Origin of the sequence: Saccharothrix sp. HUAS TT1, from assembly GCF_040744945.1 — a bacterium.
Taxonomy (GTDB): domain Bacteria; phylum Actinomycetota; class Actinomycetes; order Mycobacteriales; family Pseudonocardiaceae; genus Actinosynnema.
Genome location: NZ_CP160453.1, coordinates 4,995,797 through 5,019,987 on the forward strand (window position 1 = coordinate 4,995,797; position 24,191 = coordinate 5,019,987).

Annotated in this window: 3 protein-coding genes; all 3 read left to right on the top strand. The window is 76.6% G+C overall.

Annotation, left to right across the window (positions count from 1 at the left end):
• Positions 1-47: 47 nt before the first annotated feature.
• The 3 genes from AB0F89_RS23235 to AB0F89_RS23245 are packed head-to-tail and all read left to right on the top strand — an operon-like array spanning position 48 to position 24,129.
• Positions 48-9,149: an amino acid adenylation domain-containing protein gene (locus AB0F89_RS23235; protein ID WP_367127666.1), complete on the top strand. Its 9,102-nt coding sequence runs from the start codon at positions 48-50 to the stop codon at positions 9,147-9,149.
• Positions 9,146-23,908, top strand: a complete 14,763-nt coding sequence (locus AB0F89_RS23240; RefSeq protein WP_367127668.1) for an amino acid adenylation domain-containing protein — start codon at positions 9,146-9,148, stop codon at positions 23,906-23,908. Before AB0F89_RS23235 ends, AB0F89_RS23240 begins: the two co-directional genes overlap by 4 nt.
• Positions 23,905-24,129 (top strand): MbtH family protein, encoded by a 225-nt coding sequence (locus AB0F89_RS23245; protein ID WP_367127669.1) that lies wholly within the window; start codon positions 23,905-23,907, stop codon positions 24,127-24,129. The genes AB0F89_RS23240 and AB0F89_RS23245 overlap by 4 nt, the downstream gene beginning before the upstream one ends.
• Positions 24,130-24,191: the final 62 nt, after the last annotated feature.

Below are 24,191 nucleotides of genomic sequence, written 5' to 3' on the forward strand. Positions count from 1 at the left end.
CCACCGTCCACGGCGGAGCCAACGCCGCGAAGCGGAGGACTGCAGAGATGACCGGTGAACCCATCGAACGGCTCGCGCTGACACCAGCCCAGGAGGGCATCCGGTTCGCGCAGTCGCTGGACCCCGACAACGCGGTGTACTGCGTCGCCGAGGTCGTCGAAGTGGATTCCACGCTGGACCACACCTTGCTCACCACCGCGTTGAACACCGTGGTGCGCGAGGTCGAGGCGCTGCGCATCGCCGTGGTGGACGGCGAACCGCGGGCCGGGCAGGTGGTCCGGTCCGAAGTGGACTTCCCGGTCGAGGCCGTCGACCTGGCCGACGCCGCCGAGGCCGACGCGTGGGCCCGCCGCCGGTTGGCCCGGCCGATGACCGAGCTGGTGGAGTTCGCCCTGCTGCGCCTGGCCGCGGGCGGTTCCCGCTGGTTCGCGCGCTACCACCACGTGGTGGTCGACGGCGCGACGACCGCGCTGGTCGAGGCGCGCGTAGCCGAGGTGTACACCGCGCTGGCGCGGGACGGCCGGGTCGAGCCGCGGGCGTTCCCCGCGGTGGCCGACCTGCTGCGGCACGAGGACGACTACCGCGCCTCCGCGAAGTTCGAGCGCGACCGGGAGCACTGGCGCGCGGTGCTGGCCGACCGCCCCGAACCGGTCGGCCTGTCGGCGGTGGCGCCGGACAAGCCCGCCCTGCCGCGCAAGCTCCGCGCCCACCTCGACCCCGGCGCCGTCGCCGCCGTGCGCGACCTGGCCCGCGAGGCGGAGGTCAGCTGGCCGTCGGTGCTGGTCTCGGTGCTGGGGCTGCAGCTCGGCCGGCTCACCGGGACCACCGACGTCCTGCTCGGCCTGCCGGCGGCCGCCCGCACGCCCCGGTCCGCGGCGATGCCCGGCATGGTGTCCAACATCGTGCCCGTGCGGCTGCGCCCGCACCCCGCGACACCGCTGCTGGACTACCTGCGCGACACCGCCGCCGCGCTGCGCTCCTCGGTGCGCCACCAGCGCTACCGCTACGAGGACCTGCGCCGCGACCTGGGCCTGGTCGCCGGCGGGACGCGCCTGCTCGGCCCGCAGGTCAACATCGTCCTGCTCGACCAGCCGCTGGACTTCGCGGGTGCGCCGGGCCGCGCGGTGAACCTGGCGGGCGGACCGGTGGACGACCTCACGCTGGTGGTGGACGGCCGGGCCCCGGGCGGTGGGCTGGACCTGTCGTTCGACCTGCACCCCGGCCTCTACGACGACGACGCGGCGCGGGAGGTGGCCGACCGGTTCGCGGTGCTGCTGGACGCGCTGCTCGCCGCCGACCCGGCCGGACCCCTCGGCCGGGTGGCCCTGGCGACCGCCGCCGAGCGGGACCGGATCGCCGACTGGAACGACACCGACGACGCGGCGCCCGCGGGCACGCTGCCCGGGTTGTTCGAGGCGCAGGCCGCGCGCACCCCGGACGCGCCGGCCGTCGTCTTCGAGGACCGCACCCTGACCTACGCCGAGCTGAACAGCCGGGCCAACCGCCTGGCCCGCGAGCTGGTGCGGCGCGGCGTCGGGCCGGAGTCGTTCACGGCCCTGGCCCTGCCGCGCTCGGCGGAGCTGGTGGTGGCGCTGCTGGCGGTGCTCAAGGCGGGCGGCGCGTACCTGCCGGTCGACCCGCACCACCCGGCCGACCGCATCGCGCTGGTGCTCGACGACGCCGCGCCGGCGCTGGCGATCACCTCGGCCGACGCTGGCGTGCCGCTGCCCGACGGGCTGCCGGTGCTGGTGCTGGACGACCTGCCGCCCGACGACCTGCCGCCCGACGACGGGCTGTCCGGGCACGACCTGACCGACGCCGACCGGCTCGCCGCGCTGCTGCCCGACCACCCGGCCTACGTCATCCACACCTCGGGCTCGACCGGCCGCCCCAAGGGCGTGCTGGTGTCGCAGCGCAGCGTGGTCGACCTGGTGGCCTGGGCGGTGGCGGACATCCGCCCCGAGCGCATGGCCCGGGTCCTGGCGTCGACCTCGCTCAACTTCGACGTGTCGGTGTTCGAGCTGTTCGGGCCGCTGTGCAGCGGCGGCTGCATCGAGGTGGTGCGCGACCTGCTCGCGCTGACCGAGCGCCCGGACGGGCGGTGGAGCGGCACCCTGGTCAGCGCGGTGCCGTCGGCGTTCGCCCAGGTCCTCGCGCACGGCGGGGTGCGGGTGGAGGCGGACCTGGTGGTCCTGGCGGGCGAGGGCCTGTCGCTGCGCGCCGTGCGGGACGTGCTGACCGCGATCCCCGGCGCCGAGGTCGCCAACATCTACGGGCCGACCGAGGACACCGTCTACGCCACCGCCTGGTACTCCGGCGGGCGGGACGTGCGCGCCGCGCCGCCCATCGGCCGCCCGCTGGCCAACACCCGCGCGCACGTGCTCGACGCCGCGCTGCGCCCCGTGCCGCCGGGCGCGACCGGCGAGCTGTACCTGTCCGGCACGGGCCTCGCCCGCGGCTACCTCAACCGGCCGGGCCTGACCTCGGAGCGGTTCGTGGCCGACCCGTTCGGCGCGCCCGGCGACCGGATGTACCGCACCGGCGACATCGCCCGGTGGAACGAGCGGGGCGAGGTCGAGTACCTGGGCCGCGCCGACGACCAGGTGAAGGTGCGCGGGTTCCGCATCGAGCTGGGCGAGGTCGAGGCCGTGCTGGCGCGGCACGGCTCGGTCGGCGCGGTGGCCGTCGTGGTCCGGGAGAGCGCGCCCGGCGTCAAGCAGCTGGTGGCCTACGTCGTCCCGGCGGACGGCTCCGCCGACCACGGGGTGCTGCGCGCGCACGCCGCCGCCGCGCTGCCCGAGTACATGGTCCCGGCCGCGTTCGTCACCCTCGACGCCCTGCCGCTCAACTCCAACGGCAAGCTCGACCGGCGCGCCCTGCCCGCCCCGGAGTTCGCGGGCGGCGGCGGCCGGGAGGCGGCCACCGAGCTGGAAGCGCTGCTGTGCGGCCTGTTCGCCGACGTGCTCGGCGTGACCGCGGTCGGGCCCGAGGACGGGTTCTTCGACCTGGGCGGCGACAGCATCGTGTCCATCCAGCTCGCCGCGCGGGCCAGGGCCGCCGGGGTCGAGCTGACCCCGCGCGACGTGTTCGCCCACCCGACGCCCGAGCGGTTGGCGGTGGTGGCGCGGGCCACCACCGCGCAGGCCCCGGAGCCGGACGAGGGCACCGGCCCGGTGACACCGCTGCCGATCGTGCGGTGGCTGCGCGAGCGCGGCCCGGCGGTCGACGCGGTCAACCAGTCGATCCTGGTCCGCACCCCGGCGGGGCTGCGGTTCGAGGAGCTGCGCGAGGCCGTGCGGGTGCTGCTCGACCACCACGACGCGCTGCGGCTGCGGGTGTCCCGGCCCGCCGAGTCCGCCGAGTGGGGCCTGGAGGTGCTGCCGGTCGGCGCGGTCGACGTCGACGAGTGCGTGCGGTCGGTCTCCCCGGACGCCGACGTCGCCGCCCTCGCCCTGGAGGCGGTGGACGAGCTGCGCCCCGACACCGGCCCGACGCTGCGGGCGCTGTTCCTCGACGGCGGGCCGGACCGGCCCGGCCGGCTGCTGCTGGTCGCCCACCACCTGCTGGTGGACGGCGTGTCGTGGCGGGTGCTGCTGGAGGACCTGGCCGCCGCCTGCGCCGGCCGGGCGCCGCAACCCGTCGGCACGTCCTACCGCCGCTGGTCGGAACTGGTCGCCGGGCAGGACCGCGGCGCCGAGCTGCCGCACTGGCGGCAGGTGCTGTCCGGACCGGACCCGCTGCTCGGCGACCGCCCGCTCGACGCCCGCGACACCACCGGCACCGGCCGCGACCTGGCCGTCGCCCTGACCGCCGACCTCACCCGCGCGCTGCTCGACGTGCCCGCGGCGTTCCGCGCCCGGCTGGACGACGTGCTGCTCGCCGCGCTCGCCCTGGCCTTCGCCGAGGACCGCGACGCGCTGCTGGTCGACCTGGAGGGCCACGGCCGCCAGGAGCTGCCCGGCACGGACCTGACCCGCACGGTCGGCTGGTTCACCAGCCTGCACCCGGCGCGCCTCGACCTCACCGGCGCGGACGTGGCCGGCGCGTTCGCCGGCGGCCCGGCGGCGGGTGGCGTCCTCAAGCGGGTCAAGGAGCAGCTGCGCGCCGCGCCCGACCACGGCTTCGGCTTCGGCGTGCTCCGGCGCCTGGACCCGGCCGCCGCGCCGGAACTGGCCGCGCTGCCCGTGCCGCAGGTCGGGTTCAACTACCTGGGCCGGATCGCCGCGGGCGAACAGGACTGGGCCGTCACCGCGCAGGGGCTGGCGCCCGGCGCGGACGCCGAGCTGCCCCTGGCGCACGCCGTCGAGGTCACCGCCCTGGTCCGCGACGGCGCGAACGGCCCCGAGCTGGCGGCCACCTGGACGTGGGCCGCGGACCTGCTGCCCGAGCGGCACGTGCGGCGGCTGGCCGACCGCTGGACCGCCGCCCTGCGCGCGCTGGCCGAGCACGCCGCCCGGCCCGGCAGCGGCGGCCTCACCCCGTCGGACCTGCCGCTGGTGCGGCTGGAGCAGGAGCACGTCACCGCGCTGGAGCGCGCCGTGCCCGGCCTGGTCGACGTGTTCCCGCCCGCGCCGCTGCAGCAGGGCCTGCTGTTCCACGCGATGCTGGACGACGGCGAGGACGCCTACACCGTCCAGTTCACCTTCGACCTGGTCGGGGCGCTGGACGCGGACCGCCTGCGGGACGCCGCGCAGGCGCTGCTGGACCGGCACCCCAACCTGCGGGCCGCGGTCGTCCACGACGGGCTGCCCGCGCCGGTGGTCGCCGTGCCGGGGCACGTCGTGCTGCCGTGGCGCGAGGTCCCGGTGTCCACCGAGGACGACGCGACCGCGGTGGCCGAGGCCGACCGGGCCGCCGGGTTCGACCTCGCCGCGCCGCCGCTGCTGCGGCTGACCCTGCTCCGGTTCGCCGCCGACCGGCACCGGCTCGTGCTGACCAACCACCACGTGCTGCTCGACGGCTGGTCGATGCCGCTGCTGGCGACGGAGCTGTTCGCCCGCTACGCCGGCCGCCCGGTCCCACCGGCCACGCCGTACCGGGACTACCTGGGCTGGCTGGTCGACCGGGACGGCGACGCCGCCCGCGCCGCGTGGCGGACCGCGCTCGCCGGGCTGGAGGAGCCGACGCTGGTGGCGGTCGGCGAGGCCGTTGCCGTCCGCGAGCCCGGGACCGCCATCGGTCGCGAGCCGGGCGCCGGCGGCGAGTCGGGGGCCGTCGTCGCCCGCGAGCCGGAGACCATCGCGTTCGCGCTCACCGAGGAGCAGACCAACCGCCTCGACGCGCTCACCCGGGCCCGCGGCCTGACCGCCAACACCGTCGTCCAGGCCGCCTGGGGCCTGCTGCTGGCCGCGCACACCGGCCGCTCGGACGTGGTCTTCGGCGCCACCGCCTCCGGCCGCCCCGCCGAGCTGTCCGGCGTCGAGTCCGTGGTCGGCCTGCTGATCAACTCCCTGCCGGTGCGGGTGCGGCTCGACCCGGCCGAGACGGTCTCCGGGCTGCTGGCCCGCGTGCAGGGCGAGCAGCTGGCCCTGACCGACCACCGGCACCTCGGCCTGGCCGAGGTGCAGCGCGCGGCCGGGCACGCCGAGCTGTTCGACTCGCTGGTGGTGTTCGAGAACTACCCGCTCGACCCCACCGCCCTCGACCCCGGCGCGGGCCTCTCTGTCGCCGACGTGGCGGCCCGCGACACCACGCACTACCCGCTGTCGCTGATCGCCGTGCCCGGCCCGCGGCTGTCGTTCCGGCTGGACCACCGGGTGCGCCCGGCCGTCGCGGACCGCCTGGTCTCCCGGTTCCGGCGGGTGCTCGACGCGGTGGTCGCGGACCCGGACGCGCCGGTCGGGCGGCTCGACGCGCTGTCCGCCGCCGAACGGCACCTGGTGCTGCACCGCTGGAACGACACCGCGCACCCGGTCGACGGGACCACGCTGCCCGCGCTGTTCCAGGCGCAGGTCGCGCGCACCCCGGACGCGGTGGCCGTCGTCTTCGAGGGCCACACCCTGACCTACGCGGAGCTGAACGCCCGCGCCAACCGCCTGGCCCGGCTGCTCATCGCCCGCGGCGCGGGTCCGGAGCGGCTGGTGGCGCTGGCGGTGCCGCGGTCGCTGGAGCTGATCGTCGCCCTGCACGCGGTGCACAAGGCGGGCGCGGCCTACCTGCCGATCGACCCCGGCTACCCGGCCGACCGCATCGCGCTGCTGCTCGGCGACGCCGACCCCGCCGTGCTGCTGACCACCCGCGCGGTCGAGGACGCGCTGCCCGCCACCGGCGCACCGACGCTGCTGCTCGACCCGGGCGACCTCGACCCGCTGCTGGCCGGGTGCTCCCGCGCCGACGTCACCGACGCCGACCGCACCTCGCCGCTGCGGCCCGCCGACACCGCCTACGTCATCTACACCTCGGGCTCGACCGGCCGACCCAAGGGCGTGCTGGTGCCGCACCACGGCATCGTCAACCGGCTGCTGTGGATGCAGGACCGCTACCGCCTCGACGGCACCGACCGCGTGCTGCAGAAGACGCCGTCCGGGTTCGACGTCTCGGTGTGGGAGTTCTTCTGGCCGCTGATCACCGGCGCGGCGCTGGTGGTGGCCAAGCCGGAGGGGCACCGCGACCCGGTGTACCTGTCCCGCCTGGTGCGCGACTCCGGCATCACCACCCTGCACTTCGTGCCCTCGATGCTGCACGCGTTCCTGCTGCACGCCGACCCCGCCGACGCCGCCGGCCTGCGCCGGGTGATCTGCTCGGGCGAAGCGCTCGGCGCGGACCTGCGCGACCGGTTCTTCGCCGTCCTGCCCCGCGTCGAGCTGCACAACCTCTACGGGCCGACCGAGGCGTCGGTGGACGTCACCGAGTGGCAGTGCGCGCCCGACGAGGCGCTGACGTCGGTGCCGATCGGCCGCCCGGTCTGGAACACCGGCCTGCGCGTGCTGGACGCCTGCCTGCGGCCGGTGCCGCCGGGCGTCGCGGGGGAGCTGTACCTGACCGGCGTCCAGCTCGCCCGCGGCTACCTGGCCCGGCCGGGCCTGACCTCGGAGCGGTTCGTGGCCGACCCGTTCGGCGCGCCCGGCGACCGGATGTACCGCACCGGCGACATCGCCCGGTGGCGGCCGGACGGCTCGCTGGACTACCTCGGCCGCGCCGACGACCAGGTCAAGGTCAACGGGTTCCGCATCGAGCTGGGCGAGATCGAGGCGGCGCTGGCCGCGTTCGACGAGGTCACGCACGCCGCGGTGGTGGTGCGCGAGGACGGCGGCGCGAAGCGGCTCGTCGGCTACGCCACCCCGGAGGCCGGGCACGACCCCGACCCGGACGCGCTGCGCGCCCGGCTGGCCGACGTGCTGCCCGAGCACCTGGTGCCCGCCGCGGTGGTGCTGCTGGCGGAGTTCCCGGTGGGGCCCAACGGCAAGCTGGACCGCCGCGCCCTGCCCGCGCCGGAGTTCCGCTCCCGCTCCGGCCGCGCGCCGGCCACCGTCACCGAGGAGCTGCTGTGCTCCCTGGTCGCCGCCGTGCTCGGCCTGCCCTCGGTCGGCCCGGACGACGGCTTCTTCGACCTGGGCGGCGACAGCATCCTGTCCATCCAGCTGGTCAGCCGGGCGCGGGCGTCGGGCCTGGCCTTCACGCCGCGGGACGTCTTCACCCACCGCACGGTCGCCGCGCTCGCCGCCGTCGCCGGGCAGGTCGGCGCCGACACCGCCGTGCGGGAGGAACCCGGCGCGGGCGTCGGCCGGTACGAGCCCCTGCCGATCGCCGCCGCCCTGTTCGAGCGCGGCGGCCCGCTCGACGGCTTCCACCAGTCGATGCTGCTGCGGGTGCCGCCGGGCCTCGGGCTCGACCACCTGACCACCGCCGTGCAAGCGTTGCTGGACCACCACGACGCGCTGCGCACCCGGCTGGCCGACGGCGTGCTGGAGGTGCTGCCGCCGGGCGCGGTGGACGCGGCCCGCCTGGTGCGCCGGGTGGACGCGCGCGGCGGGTTCGACGTGGCCCGGCACGCCGACGAGGCGCGCCGGGGGCTGGCGCCGGCCGACCCGGTGATGGCCCGGGTCGTGTGGTTCGACGCGGGGGCCGACCAGGGCCGCCTGCTCGTGCTGCTGCACCACCTGGTCGTGGACGGCGTGTCGTGGCGGGTGCTGGTGCCGGACCTGACGGCGGCCTGGCACGCCGCCGCCGCGGGCCGCGACGCCGAGCTGCCGCCGGTGGGCACCTCCTACCGGACCTGGACCCGCACCCTGGCCGGGCTGGCCGCCGAACGGGCCGACGAGGCGCCCGCCTGGGCCGCCGTGCTCGCCGAGCCGGACGCGCCGCTGGCCGACCGGCCGCTGGACCCGGCCGTCGACGTGGTGTCCACCCTGCGCCACCACACCACCGAGCTGCCGCCCGGTCTCACCGAACCGCTGCTGACCTCGGTGCCCGCCGCGTTCCACGCGGGCGTCACCGACGTGCTGCTGACCGCGCTGGCCGTCGCCGCCGCGCAGCACCGCCCCGGCCACCTGCTGGTGGACCTGGAGGTGCACGGCCGCGAGGAGGTCGCGGGCACGGACCTGTCGCGCACCGTCGGCTGGTTCACCGGCCTGCACCCGGCCCGGTTGGACGCCGCCGTGGCCGACTGGGACGAGCTGTGGGCGGCGGGCCCGGAAGCGGGCCGGGCGCTCAAGCGGGTCAAGGAGCAGCTGCGGGCCCTGCCCGCCGGGGGGCTCGGCTGGGGCCTGCTGCGCCACCTGAACCCCGGCACCGCGCCCGCGCTGGCCGCGCTGCCCGTGCCGCAGGTCGGGTTCAACTACCTGGGCCGCTTCCCGGCGCCCGACGCGGCGGACTGGGCCCCGGCACCCGAGGGCGACGGCCTCGGCGGCGGCGCCGACCCCGGCGCCCGCCTGCCGCACGCCCTGGAGGTCAACGCCGTGACGAGAGACGGCGCGGACGGCCCCCGGCTGGTCGTGGACTGGGCGTGGCCCGCGGGCCTGCTGCGGCACGACGACGTGGTGGCGCTGGCCACCGGCTTCGACCGGGCGCTGGCGGCGCTGGTGGCGCACGCCGCGGACCCGGACGCGGGCGGGCACAGCCCGTCGGACCTGACCCTGGACTCCCTGAGCCAGGACGAGATCGACGAGTTCGAAGACGACTTGGACGCAGAGTGGGAGATGTCGCAGTGAGGCAATCGCGGGTCGAGGACGTTCTGCCGCTGTCGCCGTTGCAGGAGGGCATGCTGTTCCACGCCCTCTACGACGAGCAGGCCCCCGACGTCTACACCGTCCAGTTCTCCTTCGAGCTGACCGGGCCGGTGGACGCCGCCGTGCTGCGCGAGTCGCTGGCGGCGCTGCTGCGGCGGCACGCCAACCTGCGCGCCGGGTTCCGCCGCCGCAAGAGCGGCCAGGCCGTGCAGGTGGTCTCGCGGGAGGTGCCGACGCCGTTCCACGAGGCAGACCTGTCCGACGTGGACGACCAGGGCGCCGCGCTGGAGGAGCTGCTGGAGCGCGACCGCGCCACCCGCTTCGACCTGACCGCGCCGCCGCTGCTGCGGCTGACCCTGGTGCGGCTGGGCGTCGAGCGGTACCGGCTCGTGGTGTCCAACCACCACATCCTGCTCGACGGCTGGTCCATGCCGCTGGTGGTGCGCGAGCTGTTCACCGCCTACGCGGCCGGCGGCAGCGCCGCGACCCTGCCGCCGGTCACGCCCTACCGGGAGCACCTGACCTGGCTCGGCCGCCGGGACCGCGAGGCCGCGCGCGCCGCGTGGCGCGACGCCCTGGCCGGGTTGGCGGAGCCGACGCTGGTCGCGCCCGCCGACCCGGCCCGCGTCGCGGTGCCCGCCGAGCAGGTGTCGCTGAGCCTGACCGAGGAGCTGACCGGTCGGCTGCAGCGCGCCGCCCGCGCGCACGGCGTCACGCTCAACACCGTCGTGCAGACCGCGTGGGCGCTGCTGCTGTCCCGCCTGACCGGCCGCGACGACGTCGTGTTCGGCGCCACGGTCTCCGGCCGCCCCGCCGACCTGCCCGGCGTCGAGTCGATGATCGGCCTGTTCATCAACACCGTGCCGGTGCGGGTGCGCACCCACCCCGAGCGGGGGCTGGGCGGCCTGCTGGAGGACGTGCAGCGCGAGCAGGCCGCGCTGCTGGAGCACCAGCACCTCGGCCTGGCCGAGATCCAGGGCGTGCACGGCGCGGGCGAGCTGTTCGACACGCTCGTGGTGTTCGAGAACTACCCGCTCGACCCGTCCGCCCTGGAGCTGACCGGCACCGGGCTGCGGATGGCCGACGTCCGCGGCCGCGACTCGACGCACTACCCGCTGACCCTGGTCGTGATCCCCGGCGCGGAGCTGACCCTGCGCCTGGACCACCGGCCCGACCTGGTGGGCGCGCCCGCGGCGGCCGTGGTGCTGGAGCGGCTGCGCCGGCTGCTGGACACCGTGATCGCCGACCCGGACCGGCTGGTCGGCCGCCTCGACGTGCTGGGCGCGCGGGAGCGCGAGCAGCTGGTGCGCGGCTGGAACGACACCGCCCGCGACATCCCGGTCCGCACGCTGCCGCAGCTGCTGGAGGACACCGCCGCCGCCCACCCGGACGCGGTGGCCCTCGTCGGCGAAGGGGTGGAGCTGCGCTACGCCGAGCTGGACGAGCGGGCCAACCGCCTGGCGCACCTGCTGGTGTCGCGCGGCGTCGGCCCCGAGGACGTCGTCGCGCTGCTGCTGCCCCGCTCGGCGGACCTGGTGGTGGCCGCGCTCGCCGTCGCCAAGGCGGGCGGCGCGTACCTGCCGGTCGACCCGGCCTACCCGGCCGAGCGCGTGGCGTTCCTGCTCGACGACGCCCGCCCGCGCGCCGTGCTGACCGACGCCGCCCGCGCCGACCGGGTCCCGGGCGCGGTGGTGCTGGACGAGCCCGGCCTGACCGACGGCTTCCCGGCGCACCCGCCGACCGACGCCGACCGCGTCGCGCCGCTGCGGCCGGAGCACCCGGCGTACCTGATCTACACCTCCGGCTCGACCGGCACGCCCAAGGGCGTCCTGGTCACCCACGCCGGCCTGGCGAGCTTCGCCGCGAGCGAGGTCGAGCGGTTCGACGTGCGACCGGGCGACCGGGTGCTGCAGTTCTCCTCGCCCAGCTTCGACGCCTCCGTGCTGGAGCTGTGCATGGCGCTGCGCGGCGGCGCGGCGCTGGTCGTGCCGCCCGCCGGGCCGCTGGTCGGCGAGGAGCTGGCCGAGGTGCTGCGCGAGCAGGCCATCACGCACACCCTGATCCCGCCCGCCGCGCTGGCCACCGTGCCGCTCGTGCCGCTGCCCGCGCTGCGCACCCTGGTGGTCGGCGGCGACGCCTGCCCGCCGGAGCTGGTCGCCGCGTGGGCGCCGGGCCGCACGATGATCAACGCCTACGGCCCGACCGAGACCACGGTGGCCGCGACGTTCAGCGAGCCGCTGGTCGCGGGGGAGACCCCGCCGATCGGCAGCCCGCTGTGGAACACCCGCGCGCACGTGCTGGACGCCAACCTCCAGCCGGTGCCGGTCGGGCAGCCGGGCGAGCTGTACGTGGCGGGCGCGGGCCTGGCGCGCGGCTACCTGGACCGGCCGGGCCTGACCGCGCAGCGGTTCGTGGCCGACCCGACCGGCGGGCCGGGCGAACGGGCCTACCGCACCGGTGACGTGGTGCGCCGGCGCGCCGACGGCTCGCTGGAGCACCTGGGCCGGGTGGACGACCAGGTGAAGATCCGCGGTTTCCGGGTCGAGCTGGGCGAGATCGAGGCGGTGCTCGCCGAGCACCCGTCCGTCGCGCGGGTAGTCGTGGTGGCCCGCGAGGACCGACCCGGCGTGAAGCAGCTCGTCGCCTACGCCGTGCCCGCCCACCCGGTGGCCCCGGCCGCCGGGCCCGACCCGCTGGGGCTGCGCGAGCACGTCGCCTCCCGGCTGCCCGAGCACCTGGTCCCGGCCGCGTTCGTGCTGCTGGACGAGCTGCCGCTGACCGCCAACGGCGTCAAGGTGGACCGGGCCGCGCTGCCCGCGCCCGCGCACACCGCCGCCGCGGGCCCGACCGGGCGACCGCCGCGCACGCACGCCGAGCAGGTGCTGTGCGAGGTGTTCGCCGAGGTGCTGGGCGTGCCGTCGGTCGGCGTGCACGACTCGTTCTTCGAGCTGGGCGGCGACAGCATCGTGTCCATCCAGCTCGTCGGCCGGGCCCGCCGCGCCGGCGTGGTGATCACGCCCAAGCAGGTGTTCGAGCACCGCACCGCGGAGCGGCTGGCCGCCGTCGCGGGCGGCGCGGAGCAGGCCGTGGCCGAGGCCCCGGACGCGGGCGTCGGCCCGGTGCCGCTCACGCCGATCGTGGACTGGCTGCGCGAGCGCGGCGGCCCGATCGACTCGTTCCACCAGTCGGTGCTGCTGCGCGTGCCCGCCGACGCCGACCACGACCGGCTCACCGCCGCGTTCCGCGCCCTGGTGGACCACCACGACGCGCTGCGGCTGCGGTTGACCCGCACCGGCGACCACTGGGCGCTGGAGGCCGGGCCGCGCGGCTCGGCGACCGCCGAGGTCGTCCGGGTCGACGCGACCGCGCTGGACGACGCGGCGCTGCGGGCGGCGGTCGTCGAGCAGGGCGAGGCGGCGCGGCGGTGGCTGGCCCCGGAGCGGGCGCGGGTGGTGCGCGCGGTGTGGTTCGACCGCGGCGCCGAGCCCGGCCGGCTGCTGCTGGTGGCCCACCACCTGGTCGTGGACGGCGTGTCGTGGCGGGTGCTGACCGAGGACCTGGCCACCGCGTTCGGCGGGGGCGAGCCCGCGCCGGTCGGCACGTCCCTGCGCCGCTGGGCCGAGCACCTGACCGGGCTGGCCACCGCGCCCGCCGTCGTCGCCGGGCTGGACGAGTGGACCCGCGTGCTGGAGGGCGGCGACGCCCCGCTGGCCGACCGGCCCCTGGACCCGGCCCGCGACACCGCGGGCGTCGGCCGCCGCATCGAGGTCGCGCTGCCCGCCGCCACCACCGCGCCGCTGCTGACCACCGTGCCGACCGCGTTCCACGCGGGGCCGGACGACGTGCTGCTGACCGCGCTGGCGCTGGCCGTCGCCGAGTGGCGCGGCGGCGTCGGCGGGCTGCTGGTGCAGCTGGAGGGCCACGGCCGCGAGGAGGACGCGCACGGCCTGACCGGCGTGGACCTGTCCCGCACGGTCGGCTGGTTCACCGCCACCCGCCCGGTGCGGCTGGACGCGGGCGACCCCGCCGACGTCGCGAGCGCGCTCAAGCGCGTCAAGGAGCAGGTGCGGTCGGCGCCCGGCGGGCTGAGCCACGGCCTGCTGCGCCACCTCAACCCCGACACCGCGCCCGTGCTCGCCGCGCTGCCCGTGCCGCAGGTCGGGTTCAACTACCTGGGCCGGTTCGCCACGCCGGACGGGGGCGACTGGACCGCCGCGCCCGAGGCGGGTGTGCTGGGCGGCGGCGTGGACGCCGACGCGCCCGTGCCGCACGTGCTGTCGGTGGACGCCCTGACCCGCGACGGCGCGGACGGCCCCGAGCTGACCGCGACCTTCGCCTGGCCCGGCGACCTGCTCGCCGAGGACGACGTCCGCGAGCTGGCCGCCGCGTGGACCCGCGCGCTGGAGCGGCTGGCCGGCCTGCGGGACGGCGGGCGCACCCCGTCGGACCTGCCGCTGGTGCGGCTGACCCAGACCGAGGTGGAGGCGGTGGAGGAGCACGGCGGCGACCTGGTCGACGTGCTGCCGCTGTCCTCGTTGCAGCGCGGCCTGCTGTTCCACGCCTCCTACGACGCCGACGGCGCGGACGTCTACACCGTGCAGCTCGTGCTGGACCTGGCGGGCGAGCTGGACACCGCCGCGCTGCGCCGGGCCGCCCAAGTGGTGCTGGACCGGCACGACGTGCTGCGCGCCGGTTTCCTGCACGAGGGCCTCGGCGAGCCGGTGCAGTTCGTGCCGCGCGGCGTCGAGGCGCCGTGGACCGAGGTGGACCTGTCCGAGGAGGACGACCCCGACGCGCGCGCCGAGGAGCTGCTGGCCGCCGACCGGGCCCGGCGCTTCGACCCGGCCCGGCCGCCGCTGCTGCGGTTCACCGCGCTGCGCCTGGGCCGCGACCGGCACCGCGTCGTGCTGACCAACCACCACCTGCTGCTCGACGGCTGGTCCGCGCCGCTGCTGATGCGCGAGCTGTTCGCCGCCTACGACGGCGCGCCGCTGCCGCCGGTCACCCCGTTCGCGGACTACCTGCGCTGGCTGGTCGCCGCCGACCGCGCCGCCGCGACCGCCGCGTGGACCGCGGCCCTGGACGGCGTCTCGGAGCCGACCCTGCTCGGCCCGTCGGGGCGGCGGCAGCCCGCGCTGCCCGACACGCTGACCCTCGACCTGCCCGCGACCACCACGGCCGCGCTCACCGCCCGCGCCCGCGCCTGCGGCGTCACGCTCAACACGCTCGTGCAGGGCGTGTGGGGCCTGCTGCTGGCCCGGGTCACCGGCCGCACCGACGTGGTGTTCGGCGCGACCTCCTCCGGCCGCCCGGCGGAGGTGCCCGGGGTCGAGTCGATGATCGGCCTGTTCATCAACACCCTGCCGGTGCGGGTGCGGCTCGACCCGGCCGAGAGCGTCGCCGGGCTGCTGGCCCGGCTGCAGGCGCAGGCGTCGGAGCTGATGGCGCACCAGCACGTCGGCCTCACCGAGGTGCAGGAGCTGGTCGGCCTCGGCGAGCTGTTCGACACCCTGGTCGTGTTCGAGAACTACCCGCTGGACACCGGGGGCATGGCCCTGCCCGGCGGGCTGAGCGCGACCGCCGTCGAGGCGCGCGACGCCACGCACTACCCGCTGTCGCTGGTCGTCGTGCCCGGCGACCGGCTGCGGCTCGACCTCAACCACCGGCCCGACCTGCTCGGTCCGGGCGCCGCGGACCTGCTGGCCCGCCGCCTGCTCGGCCTGCTCGACCTCGTGCTGGCCGCGCCGGACCGCCGGGTCGGCCTGGTGGACGTGCTCACCGACGACGAGCGCGCCCTGCTCACCGCGCGGCACGGCGCCGTGCGGCCGGAGCCGGTCGGCGGCGTGCCGACCGCGTTCGCCGAGCAGGCCGCCGCCACGCCCGACCGCACCGCGCTGATCGCCGGCGGCGTCGAGATCACCTACCGCGAGCTGGACGAGCGCGCCAACCGCCGCGCGCACCGGCTCGTCGCGGCCGGGGTGCGGCCCGGCGACCACGTCGCCCTGCTCCAGGAGCGGTCGGTGGAGCTGGTCGTGTCCACGCTCGCGATCCTCAAGGCGGGCGCGGCGTACGTGCCGCTGGACGGTCGCAGCCCGCGCGCCCGCCTCGAAGCGGTGCTGGCGCAGACCCGCGCCGCCGCGCTGCTGGTCGACGACGGCGACCGCGGCCTGGCGCACGACGCGGTGGTGCTCGACGTGCTCGACACCGAGGACGGCTTCCCCGCGGGCGACCCCGGCGTGCGGCCGCACCCCCGCGACCTGGCCTACGTCATGTACACGTCCGGGTCCACCGGCACGCCCAAGGGCGTCGCGGTCACCCACTTCGACGTGCTGAGCCTGGCCCGCGACGGCGCCTGGGACGGCCCCCACCACGACCGGGTCCTGCTGCACTCGCCGCACGCGTTCGACGCCTCCACCTACGAGCTGTGGGTGCCGCTGCTGTCCGGGCGGGAGCTGGTCGTCGCGCCGGCGGGCGAGCTGGACGTGCGCGAGCTGGCCGGGGTGATCGCGTCGGCGGGCGTCACCGGCCTGTGGTTGACCGCGGGCCTGTTCCGGCTGCTGGCCGAGGAGCACCCCGAGTGCTTCGCGGGGGTGCGGGAGGTGTGGTCCGGCGGTGACGTCGTGCCGCCCGCCACCGTGCGCCGCGTCCTGGACGCCGCGCCGGACCTGGTGTTCGGCGACGGCTACGGCCCGACCGAGACGACCACGTTCGCCACCCACCACTTCGTGCGGTCCGGCGACGCCCTGCCCACGACCGTCCCGATCGGACGGCCGCTGGACAACATGCGGCTGCACGTGCTGGACCCGCACCTGCGGCCGGTGCCGCCCGGTGCGGCGGGCGAGCTGTACATCGCGGGCGCGGGCCTGGCCCGCGGCTACCTGGACCTGCCCGCGCTGACCGCCGAGCGGTTCGTCGCGGACCCGTTCACCACCGCGTCCGGCGCGCCGCTCGGCGAGCGCATGTACCGCACCGGCGACCTGGTGCGCTGGAACGCCGACGGCGACCTGGAGTTCCTGGGCCGCGCCGACGAGCAGGTCAAGGTGCGCGGCTTCCGGATCGAGCTGGGGGAGGTCGAGGCCGCGCTGGCCCGGTTCCCCGGTCTGGCGCAGGTCGCGGTGATCGTCCGGGAGGACCGGCCGGGCGACAAGCGGATCGTCGCCTACACCGTGGCCGACGCGGAGGTGGACGTCGCCGCGCTGCGCGAGCACGCCACCGCCGCGCTGCCCGAGTACATGGTGCCCTCGGCGTTCGTCGCGCTGGACGCGCTGCCGCTGACCGCCAACGCCAAGCTCGACCGCCGCGCCCTGCCCGCGCCGGACCTGTCCGCCGCGGGCGCCGGTCGCGCGCCGCGCACCCCGGAGGAGGAAATCCTCTGCGGTCTGTTCGCCGAAGTGCTCGGCGTGCCCGAGGTGACCGTGGACGACGGGTTCTTCGCCCTGGGCGGGCACTCGCTGCTGGCCACCCGCCTGGTCAGCCGGGTGCGGTCGGCGTTCGGCGTCGAGATCGCGGTGCGCACCCTGTTCGAGAACCCGACGCCCGCCGGCCTGGTCAAGGCGCTCGGCCAGGCCCGCGCCGCCCGCCAGGCGCTGCGCGTGGTCGAACGGCCCGAGCACGTGCCCATGTCCTACGGCCAGCGGCGGCTGTGGTTCCTCAACCGGCTGGAGGGCGCCGACTCGCCCTACAAGATCCCGATCGCGCTGCGGTTGCGCGGCGCGCTGGACCCCGTGGCGCTGGACGCCGCGCTGCGGGACGTCGTGCGGCGGCACGAGAGCCTGCGCACGGTGTTCCCCGAGCACGACGGCGAACCGCACCAGGTGGTGCTCGACGCCGACGCCGCGACCCCGGCCGTGCGACTGGTCGAGGTCACCGAGGACGAGGTGCTGCCGCACGCCCGCGCCGCCGTGGCCGAGGGGTTCGACCTGGCGGTGGACCCGCCGCTGCGCGCCCACCTGCTGCGCGTCGCCGCCGACGAGCACCTGCTGCTGCTGGTGCTGCACCACATCGCGGGCGACGGCTGGTCCATGGCGCCGCTGGCGCGCGACTTCTCCGCCGCCTACACCGCCCGCACCGCGGGCCGGGCGCCGGAACTCGCGCCGCTGCCCGTGCAGTACGCGGACTACAGCCTGTGGCAGCACGAGGTCATGGGCCGCGAGGAGGACCCGGAGAGCGCGATCGCCCAGCAGGTCCGGTTCTGGCGCGCGGCGCTGGACGGGCTGCCCGAGGCGCTGGAGCTGCCGGGCGACCGGCCCCGGCCGCCGGTGGCGAGCCTGCGCGGCGGCACGCTGTCCTTCGACGTGCCCGCCGAACTGCACCGGGCGCTGGCCGACCTGGCCCGCGCGCACCGCGCCAGCCTGTTCATGGTGCTGCAGACCGGCCTGTCGGCGCTGCTGACCCGGCTGGGCTCGGGCACGGACATCCCGATCGGCTCGCCGATCGCGGGCCGCACCGACGACGCGCTGGACGAGCTGGTCGGCTTCTTCGTCAACACGCTGGTGCTGCGCGCCGACACCTCGGGCGACCCGTCGTTCGGCCGGCTGCTCGACCGCGTCCGCGACGCCGACCTGGCCGCCTACGCCCACCAGGACCTGCCGTTCGAGCGGCTGGTCGAAGTGCTCAACCCGGTCCGGACGATGGCGCACAACCCGCTGTTCCAGGTGCTGCTGGTGCTGCAGAACAACACCGACGCCGAGCTGGCGCTGCCGGGCCTGGGCGTCACCGTGGAGCAGGTCGGGGCGCACGCCGCCCAGTTCGACCTGTCGCTGGACCTCACCGAGCGGCCCGGCGGCGGCATCACCGGCCGCCTCGACTACGCGCTGGACCTGTTCGACGACGACACCGCCCGCCGGCTGGCCGACCGGTTCACCCGGCTGCTGTCCGCCGCCGTCGCCGACCCGGACCAGCCGATCTCCGACATCGAACTGCTCGACGAGGCCGAGCGCGTGCAGGTGCTGGTCGAGTGGAACGCGACCCGCCGCGACGACGACGTGGTCGGCGTGGTGGAGCAGGTCCGCCTGCACGCGGCGCTGCGGCCCGACGCCGTCGCCCTGGTGGACGACGAGGCGGTGGTGACCTACGCCGAGCTGGTCGAGCGGGCCAACCACCTGTCCCGGCTGCTGGTCGAGCGCGGCGCGCGGGCCGGCGCGCTGGCGGCGGTGCTCGCCGACCGCGACGCCAGGGTGCCCACCGCGGTGCTCGGCGTGCTGGGCGCGGGCGCGGCCTGGGTGCCGCTGGACCCCCGCGCCCCGCGCGAGCGGGCCACGTCCCTGCTCACCGACAGCGGCGCGCGCTGGCTGCTCACCACCCCCGAGCGGGCCGGGCAGGCGCTGGACCTGGCGGCGGGCACCGGTGTCGAGGTGCTGGTGCTCGACGGCGGGGCCGACCCGGACCTGCTGCCGGTGCACGGCGGGCCGGACGACCTGGCCTACGTCATCTTCACCTCCGGCTCGACCGGCCGGCCCAAGGGCGCGATGGTGCACCGCGCGGGCATGGTCAACCACCTGCTGGCCAAGGTCGAGGACCTGGCGCTGACCGAGACCGACTCGCTGGTGCAGAACGCGCCGCTGACGTTCGACATCTCGGTGTGGCAGATGCTGGCCGCGCTGGTGGCGGGCGGCACGACCAGGATCGTCGGCGACGACACCGCGCTCGACCCGGCGGCGCTGTTCGCGCTGAGCTCCCGCGAGCGGGTGACCGTGCTGGAGGTGGTGCCGTCGCTGCTGCGCACCGCGCTGGACGCGTGGGACGCGGGCGCGGCGGTGGAGCCGCTGCCGGACCTGCGGTGGTTGATGGTCACCGGCGAGGCGCTGCCCGCCCGCACCTGCGAGCGCTGGTTCGCCCGCGAGCCCGGCGTGCCGCTGGTCAACGCCTACGGGCCGACCGAGTGCTCGGACGACGTGACGCACGCCGTGCTCACCGCCCGTTCCGGGGTGGAGCTGACCGGCGTGCCGATCGGCCGCGCGGTGCGCAACACGACCCTGTACGTGATGGACGAGCACGGCTCGCCGGTGCCGCCGGGCGTGGCGGGCGAGCTGTACGTGGGCGGCGTCGGCGTGGGCCACGGCTACCTGGCCGACCCGGTGAAGACGGCGCGCGCGTTCGTGCCCGACCCGTTCTCCTCGACGCCCGGCGCGCGGCTCTACCGCACCGGCGACGTGGTGCGCCGCCGCCGGGACGGCCAGCTGGACTTCCTGGGCCGCCGCGACCACCAGGTCAAGATCCGCGGCCAGCGCATCGAGCTGGGCGAGGTGGAGGCGGCGCTGCGGCAGGTGCCCGGCGTCACCGACGCGGTGGTCACCACCGGCGCCGACGCCGCCGGCCAGACCCGGCTGGTCGGCTACGTGGTCGCGCCGCCCGCCGCCGGCGTGCTCGCTGCGGCGGTGCGGGACCACGTGGGCGCGCTGCTGCCCGAGGCGATGGTGCCCTCGGCGGTGGTCGTGCTGGACGAGTTCCCGCTGACGCCCAACGGCAAGGTGGACCGGCGCGCCCTGCCCGAGCCGGACTTCGCCGCCGGGACCGGCCGCGCCGCCCGCACCCCGCGGGAAGAGGTGCTGTGCACGGTGTTCGCCGAAGTGCTCGGCGTGCCCTCGGTGGGCGTGGACGACGACTTCTTCGCCCTGGGCGGGCACTCGCTGCTGGCCACCCGCCTGGTCAACCGGGTGCGGTCGGTGTTCGGCGTCGAGCTGCCGGTCCGCCGGGTGTTCGAGGCGCCGACGGTGGCGGGCCTGGCGGGCGCCCTGGAGGTCGGCGACGACACCCGCCCGCCGCTGCGGCCCGCCGAGCGGCCGGACCGGGTGCCGCTGTCGCACGCCCAGCGCCGGCTGTGGTTCCTCAACCGCCTGGAGGACGGCGCGGGCACCTACAACATCCCGCTGGTGCTGAACCTGGACGGGGACCTGGACCGCGACGCGCTGCGCACCGCGCTGCGCGACGTGGTGGCCCGCCACGAGAGCCTGCGCACGCTGTTCCCCGAGGTCGACGGCGAGCCGCACCAGGTCGTGCTGGACGTCCGCCCGGAGCTGGCCGAGGTGGTGGTGACCGGCGACGACCTGGACGAGCGGGTGCGCGCCGAGACCCGCCGCGGCTTCGACCTGACCAGCGAGCTGCCGCTGCGCGCGACGCTGTTCGAGGTGGCCGACGACCGGCACGTGCTCGTGCTGGTGCTGCACCACATCGCGGGTGACGGCGCGTCCGCCGCGCCGCTGGCCCGCGACCTGGCCCGGGCCTACTCGGCGCGCGGCGCGGGCATGGAGCCGGAGCTGCCCGAGCTGCCCGTGCAGTACGCGGACTTCGCGCTGTGGCAGCGCGACGTGCTCGGCGACCCGGACCGGCCGGGCTCGCCGCTGGCCCGCCAGCTGGAGCACTGGCGCACCGCCCTGGCCGGCCTGCCCGACCAGGTGGACCTGCCCGTGGACCGGCCGCGCCCGGCGCGGCCGAGCCACCGCGGCGAGTCGGTGCCGCTGGAGCTGGGCGCCGACCTGCACACCGCGCTGGCCGACCTGGCGCGCACCAGCCACACCAGCCTGTTCATGGTGGTGCAGGCCGGTCTGTCGGCGCTGCTGACCCGGTTGGGCGGCGGCACCGACATCCCGCTGGGCTCGCCGGTCGCCGGCCGCTCCGACGAGGCGCTGGACGAGCTGGTCGGCTTCTTCGTCAACACCCTGGTGCTGCGCACCGACACCTCCGGCGACCCGACGTTCCGGGAGCTGCTGGCCCGGGTGCGCGACACCGACCTGGCCGCGTTCGCGCACCAGGACGTGCCGTTCGAGCGCCTGGTCGAAGCGCTCAACCCGGAGCGCTCGCTGTCGCGGCACCCGCTGTTCCAGGTGGTGCTGAGCTTCCAGCACCACCTGGACACCGCGTTCGAGCTGCCCGGCCTGGTCATCTCGGCGGTCGCGCCGGACACCGGGGCGGCCAAGTTCGACCTGACCGTCAACCTGGCCGAGCAGCGCGACGCCGACGGCCTGCCCGCGGGCCTGGCGGGGCGGATCTCCTACGCCACCGACCTGTTCGACGCGGGCACGGTCGCCTCGATCGCCACCCGGCTGGTGCGGTTGCTGACCGCGCTGGCCGCCGACCCGGACGCCGCCATCGGCTCGGTCGAGCTGCTGGACGACGCCGAGCGGCGCCTCCTGCTGGCGGAGTGGAACGACACGGCCACCGAGGTGCCCGAGCTGAGCCTGCCGGAGCTGTTCGCCGCGCAGGTGGCGCGCACCCCCGACGCGCCCGCGGTGTGGGACCGGGGCGTCGAGCTGGACTACGCGGAGCTGGACCGCCGGGTCAACCGGTTCGCCCGGCTGCTGCGCGAGCACGGCGCCGGGCCGGAGCGGTTCGTCGCGGTGTCCCTGCCGCGTTCGGCGGACCTGGTGGTGGCGCTGCTCGGCGCGCTGCGGGCGGGTGCGGCGTACGTGCCGGTCGACCCGGACTACCCGGCCGACCGCATCGCGCACATGCTCGGCGACACCGACCCGCTGCTGCTGGTCACCGACTCGGCGCTGGCGCCGCGGCTGGCCGTGGCCGACTGCCCCCGGCTGCTGGTGGACGACCCGGCGGTGGCCGCCCGGCTGGCCGCGCTGGACGACACCGACCCCGGCGACCCGCCCGCGCCCAACGACCCGGCGTACGTCATCTACACCTCCGGGTCCACCGGCAAGCCCAAGGGCGTCGTGGTCGAGCACCGCTCGCTCACCGACTACCTGGTGTTCGCGGGCCGCGACTACACCGGCGTGCGCGGCGTGACCGTGCTGCACTCGCCGATCTCGTTCGACCTGACCGTGACCGGCCTGTACGTGCCGCTGGTCGTCGGCGGCACGGTGCTGACCACCTCGCTGGACGACGCCGACCCGCGCGTCCTGGCCGAGCTGCGGCGCAGGCCCGCCACGTTCCTCAAGGCGACGCCGAGCCACCTGCCGCTGCTGCACGCCCTGCCCGACGAGTTCTCGCCGAGCGCGGAGCTGCTGCTGGGCGGCGAGCTGCTGCTGGGCGAGCTGGTGGACGAGTGGCGGCGCGACCACCCCGGCGCCGCGGTCTACAACATGTACGGCCCCACCGAGACCACGGTGAACTGCACCGAGCACCGCATCGAGCCCGGCGAGGTCATCCCGCCCGGCCCGCTGCCCATCGGCCGCCCGCTCGACAACACCCGGCTCTACGTGCTGGACGAGCGGCTGCGGCCGGTGCCGGTCGGCGTGCCCGGCGAGCTGTACGTGGCGGGCAACGGCCTGGCCCGCGGCTACCACAACCGGCCGGGCGCGACCGCGGCGAAGTTCGTCGCCAACCCGTTCGACGGCGACGGCAGCCGGATGTACCGCACCGGCGACGTGGTCCGCTGGAACGCCGACGGCACCCTGCACTTCCTGCGCCGGGTGGACGACCAGGTCAAGCTGCGCGGCTTCCGGGTGGAGCTGGGCGAGATCGAGACCGTCGTCGCCGGGCACCCGGACGTGCACCGCGCCGCGGTGGTCGTCCGCGAGGACCGGCCCGGCGACCAGCGCCTGGTGGCCTACGTGGTCGCCGAACCCGGCCGCACGACCGACCCGGCCGCCCTGCGCGCCCACGCCGCCGCCGCGCTGCCCGAGTACATGGTGCCCTCGGCGTTCGTGGCGCTGGACGAGGTGCCGCTGACCCCCAACGGCAAGCTGGACCGGCGCGGCCTGCCCGCGCCCGGCGCCGACTCGGCCCCCGCCGGGCGCGCGCCGCGCGACCAGCGCGAACGGGTGCTGTGCGAGCTGTTCGCCGAAGTGCTCGGCCTGCCGTCGGTCGGCATCGACGACGGGTTCTTCGACCTGGGCGGCCACTCGCTGCTGGCGACGAAGCTGATCAGCCGGGTGCGGGCCACGTTCGGCGTGGACCTGGCGATCCGCAGCCTGTTCGAGACGCCGACCGCGGCCGAGCTGGCCGGGCGCCTGGGCGAGGACGCCGGCGGCGCGTTCGACGTGCTGCTGCCGCTGCGCCGGGGCGGGTCCCTGCCGCCGCTGTTCTGCGTGCACCCGGCCAGCGGCTTCGGCTGGTCCTACGCGGGCCTGCTGCGCCACCTCGGCCCCGACCGGCCGGTGTACGCGCTGCAGTCGCGCGGCATGGACGCGCCCGGCGGCGCGCTGCCCGGCACGGTCGCCGACGTCGCCGACGAGTACCTGGCGCGCATCCGCGAGGTGCAGCCGCACGGGCCCTACCACCTGCTCGGCTGGTCGTTCGGCGGCCTCGTCGCGCACGAGGTGACCCGGCGGCTGCAGGGCGAGGGGGAGGAGGTCGCCGTGCTGGCGATGCTGGACTCGTTCCCCAAGCTCGGCGACGAGCGGTTGCCCGGCGCCTTCCTCGACGCCGACGAGCTGTTCGGCGCGCTGCTCGACCTGGCGGGCTACGACCGCGCCGCGGTCGGCGATGATCCGCTGGACCGGGCCCGCATCGCCGAACTGCTCAGCGCGCAGGACGGCGTGTTCGGCGAGCTGACCGAGCAGCACCTGACCGGCCTGTACGAGGTCTTCGCCAACAACACCCGGCTCGCCCGCGAGCACGTGCCCGGCCGCGTCACCGGCGACGTGCTGCTGTTCGTCGCCGCGCACGACCAGGGCCTGCCCGACAGCCCCGCACCGGACCGCTGGGCGCCGCACGTCGACGGCGTGGTGCGCCACGACGTGGCGGCCCGGCACAACGACATGACCCGACCCGAACCGCTGGCCGAGATCGGCCGCGTGCTCGCCGACGCGCTGCGCCGCGCGTCCTCACCGGAAGGACACCGACCGTGACCAACCCCTTCGAGAACGACGACCTGAGCTACCTCGTGCTGGTCAACGCCGAGGGCCAGCACTCGCTGTGGCCCGCGTTCGCCGAGGTGCCCGCCGGCTGGACCACCGCGCTCGGCCCGGAGAGCCGCCAGGAGTGCCTGTCCCACGTCGAGCGCACCTGGACCGACATGCGCCCGACGAGCCTGGTTGCAAGTTCAGGCAATCGGTCCGCGAACCGTTGAGCGCGCACCGCGTGGTGCCTATGTTGGTTCCACGGCAAGGAAAACCGGGCCACCGGCCGGAG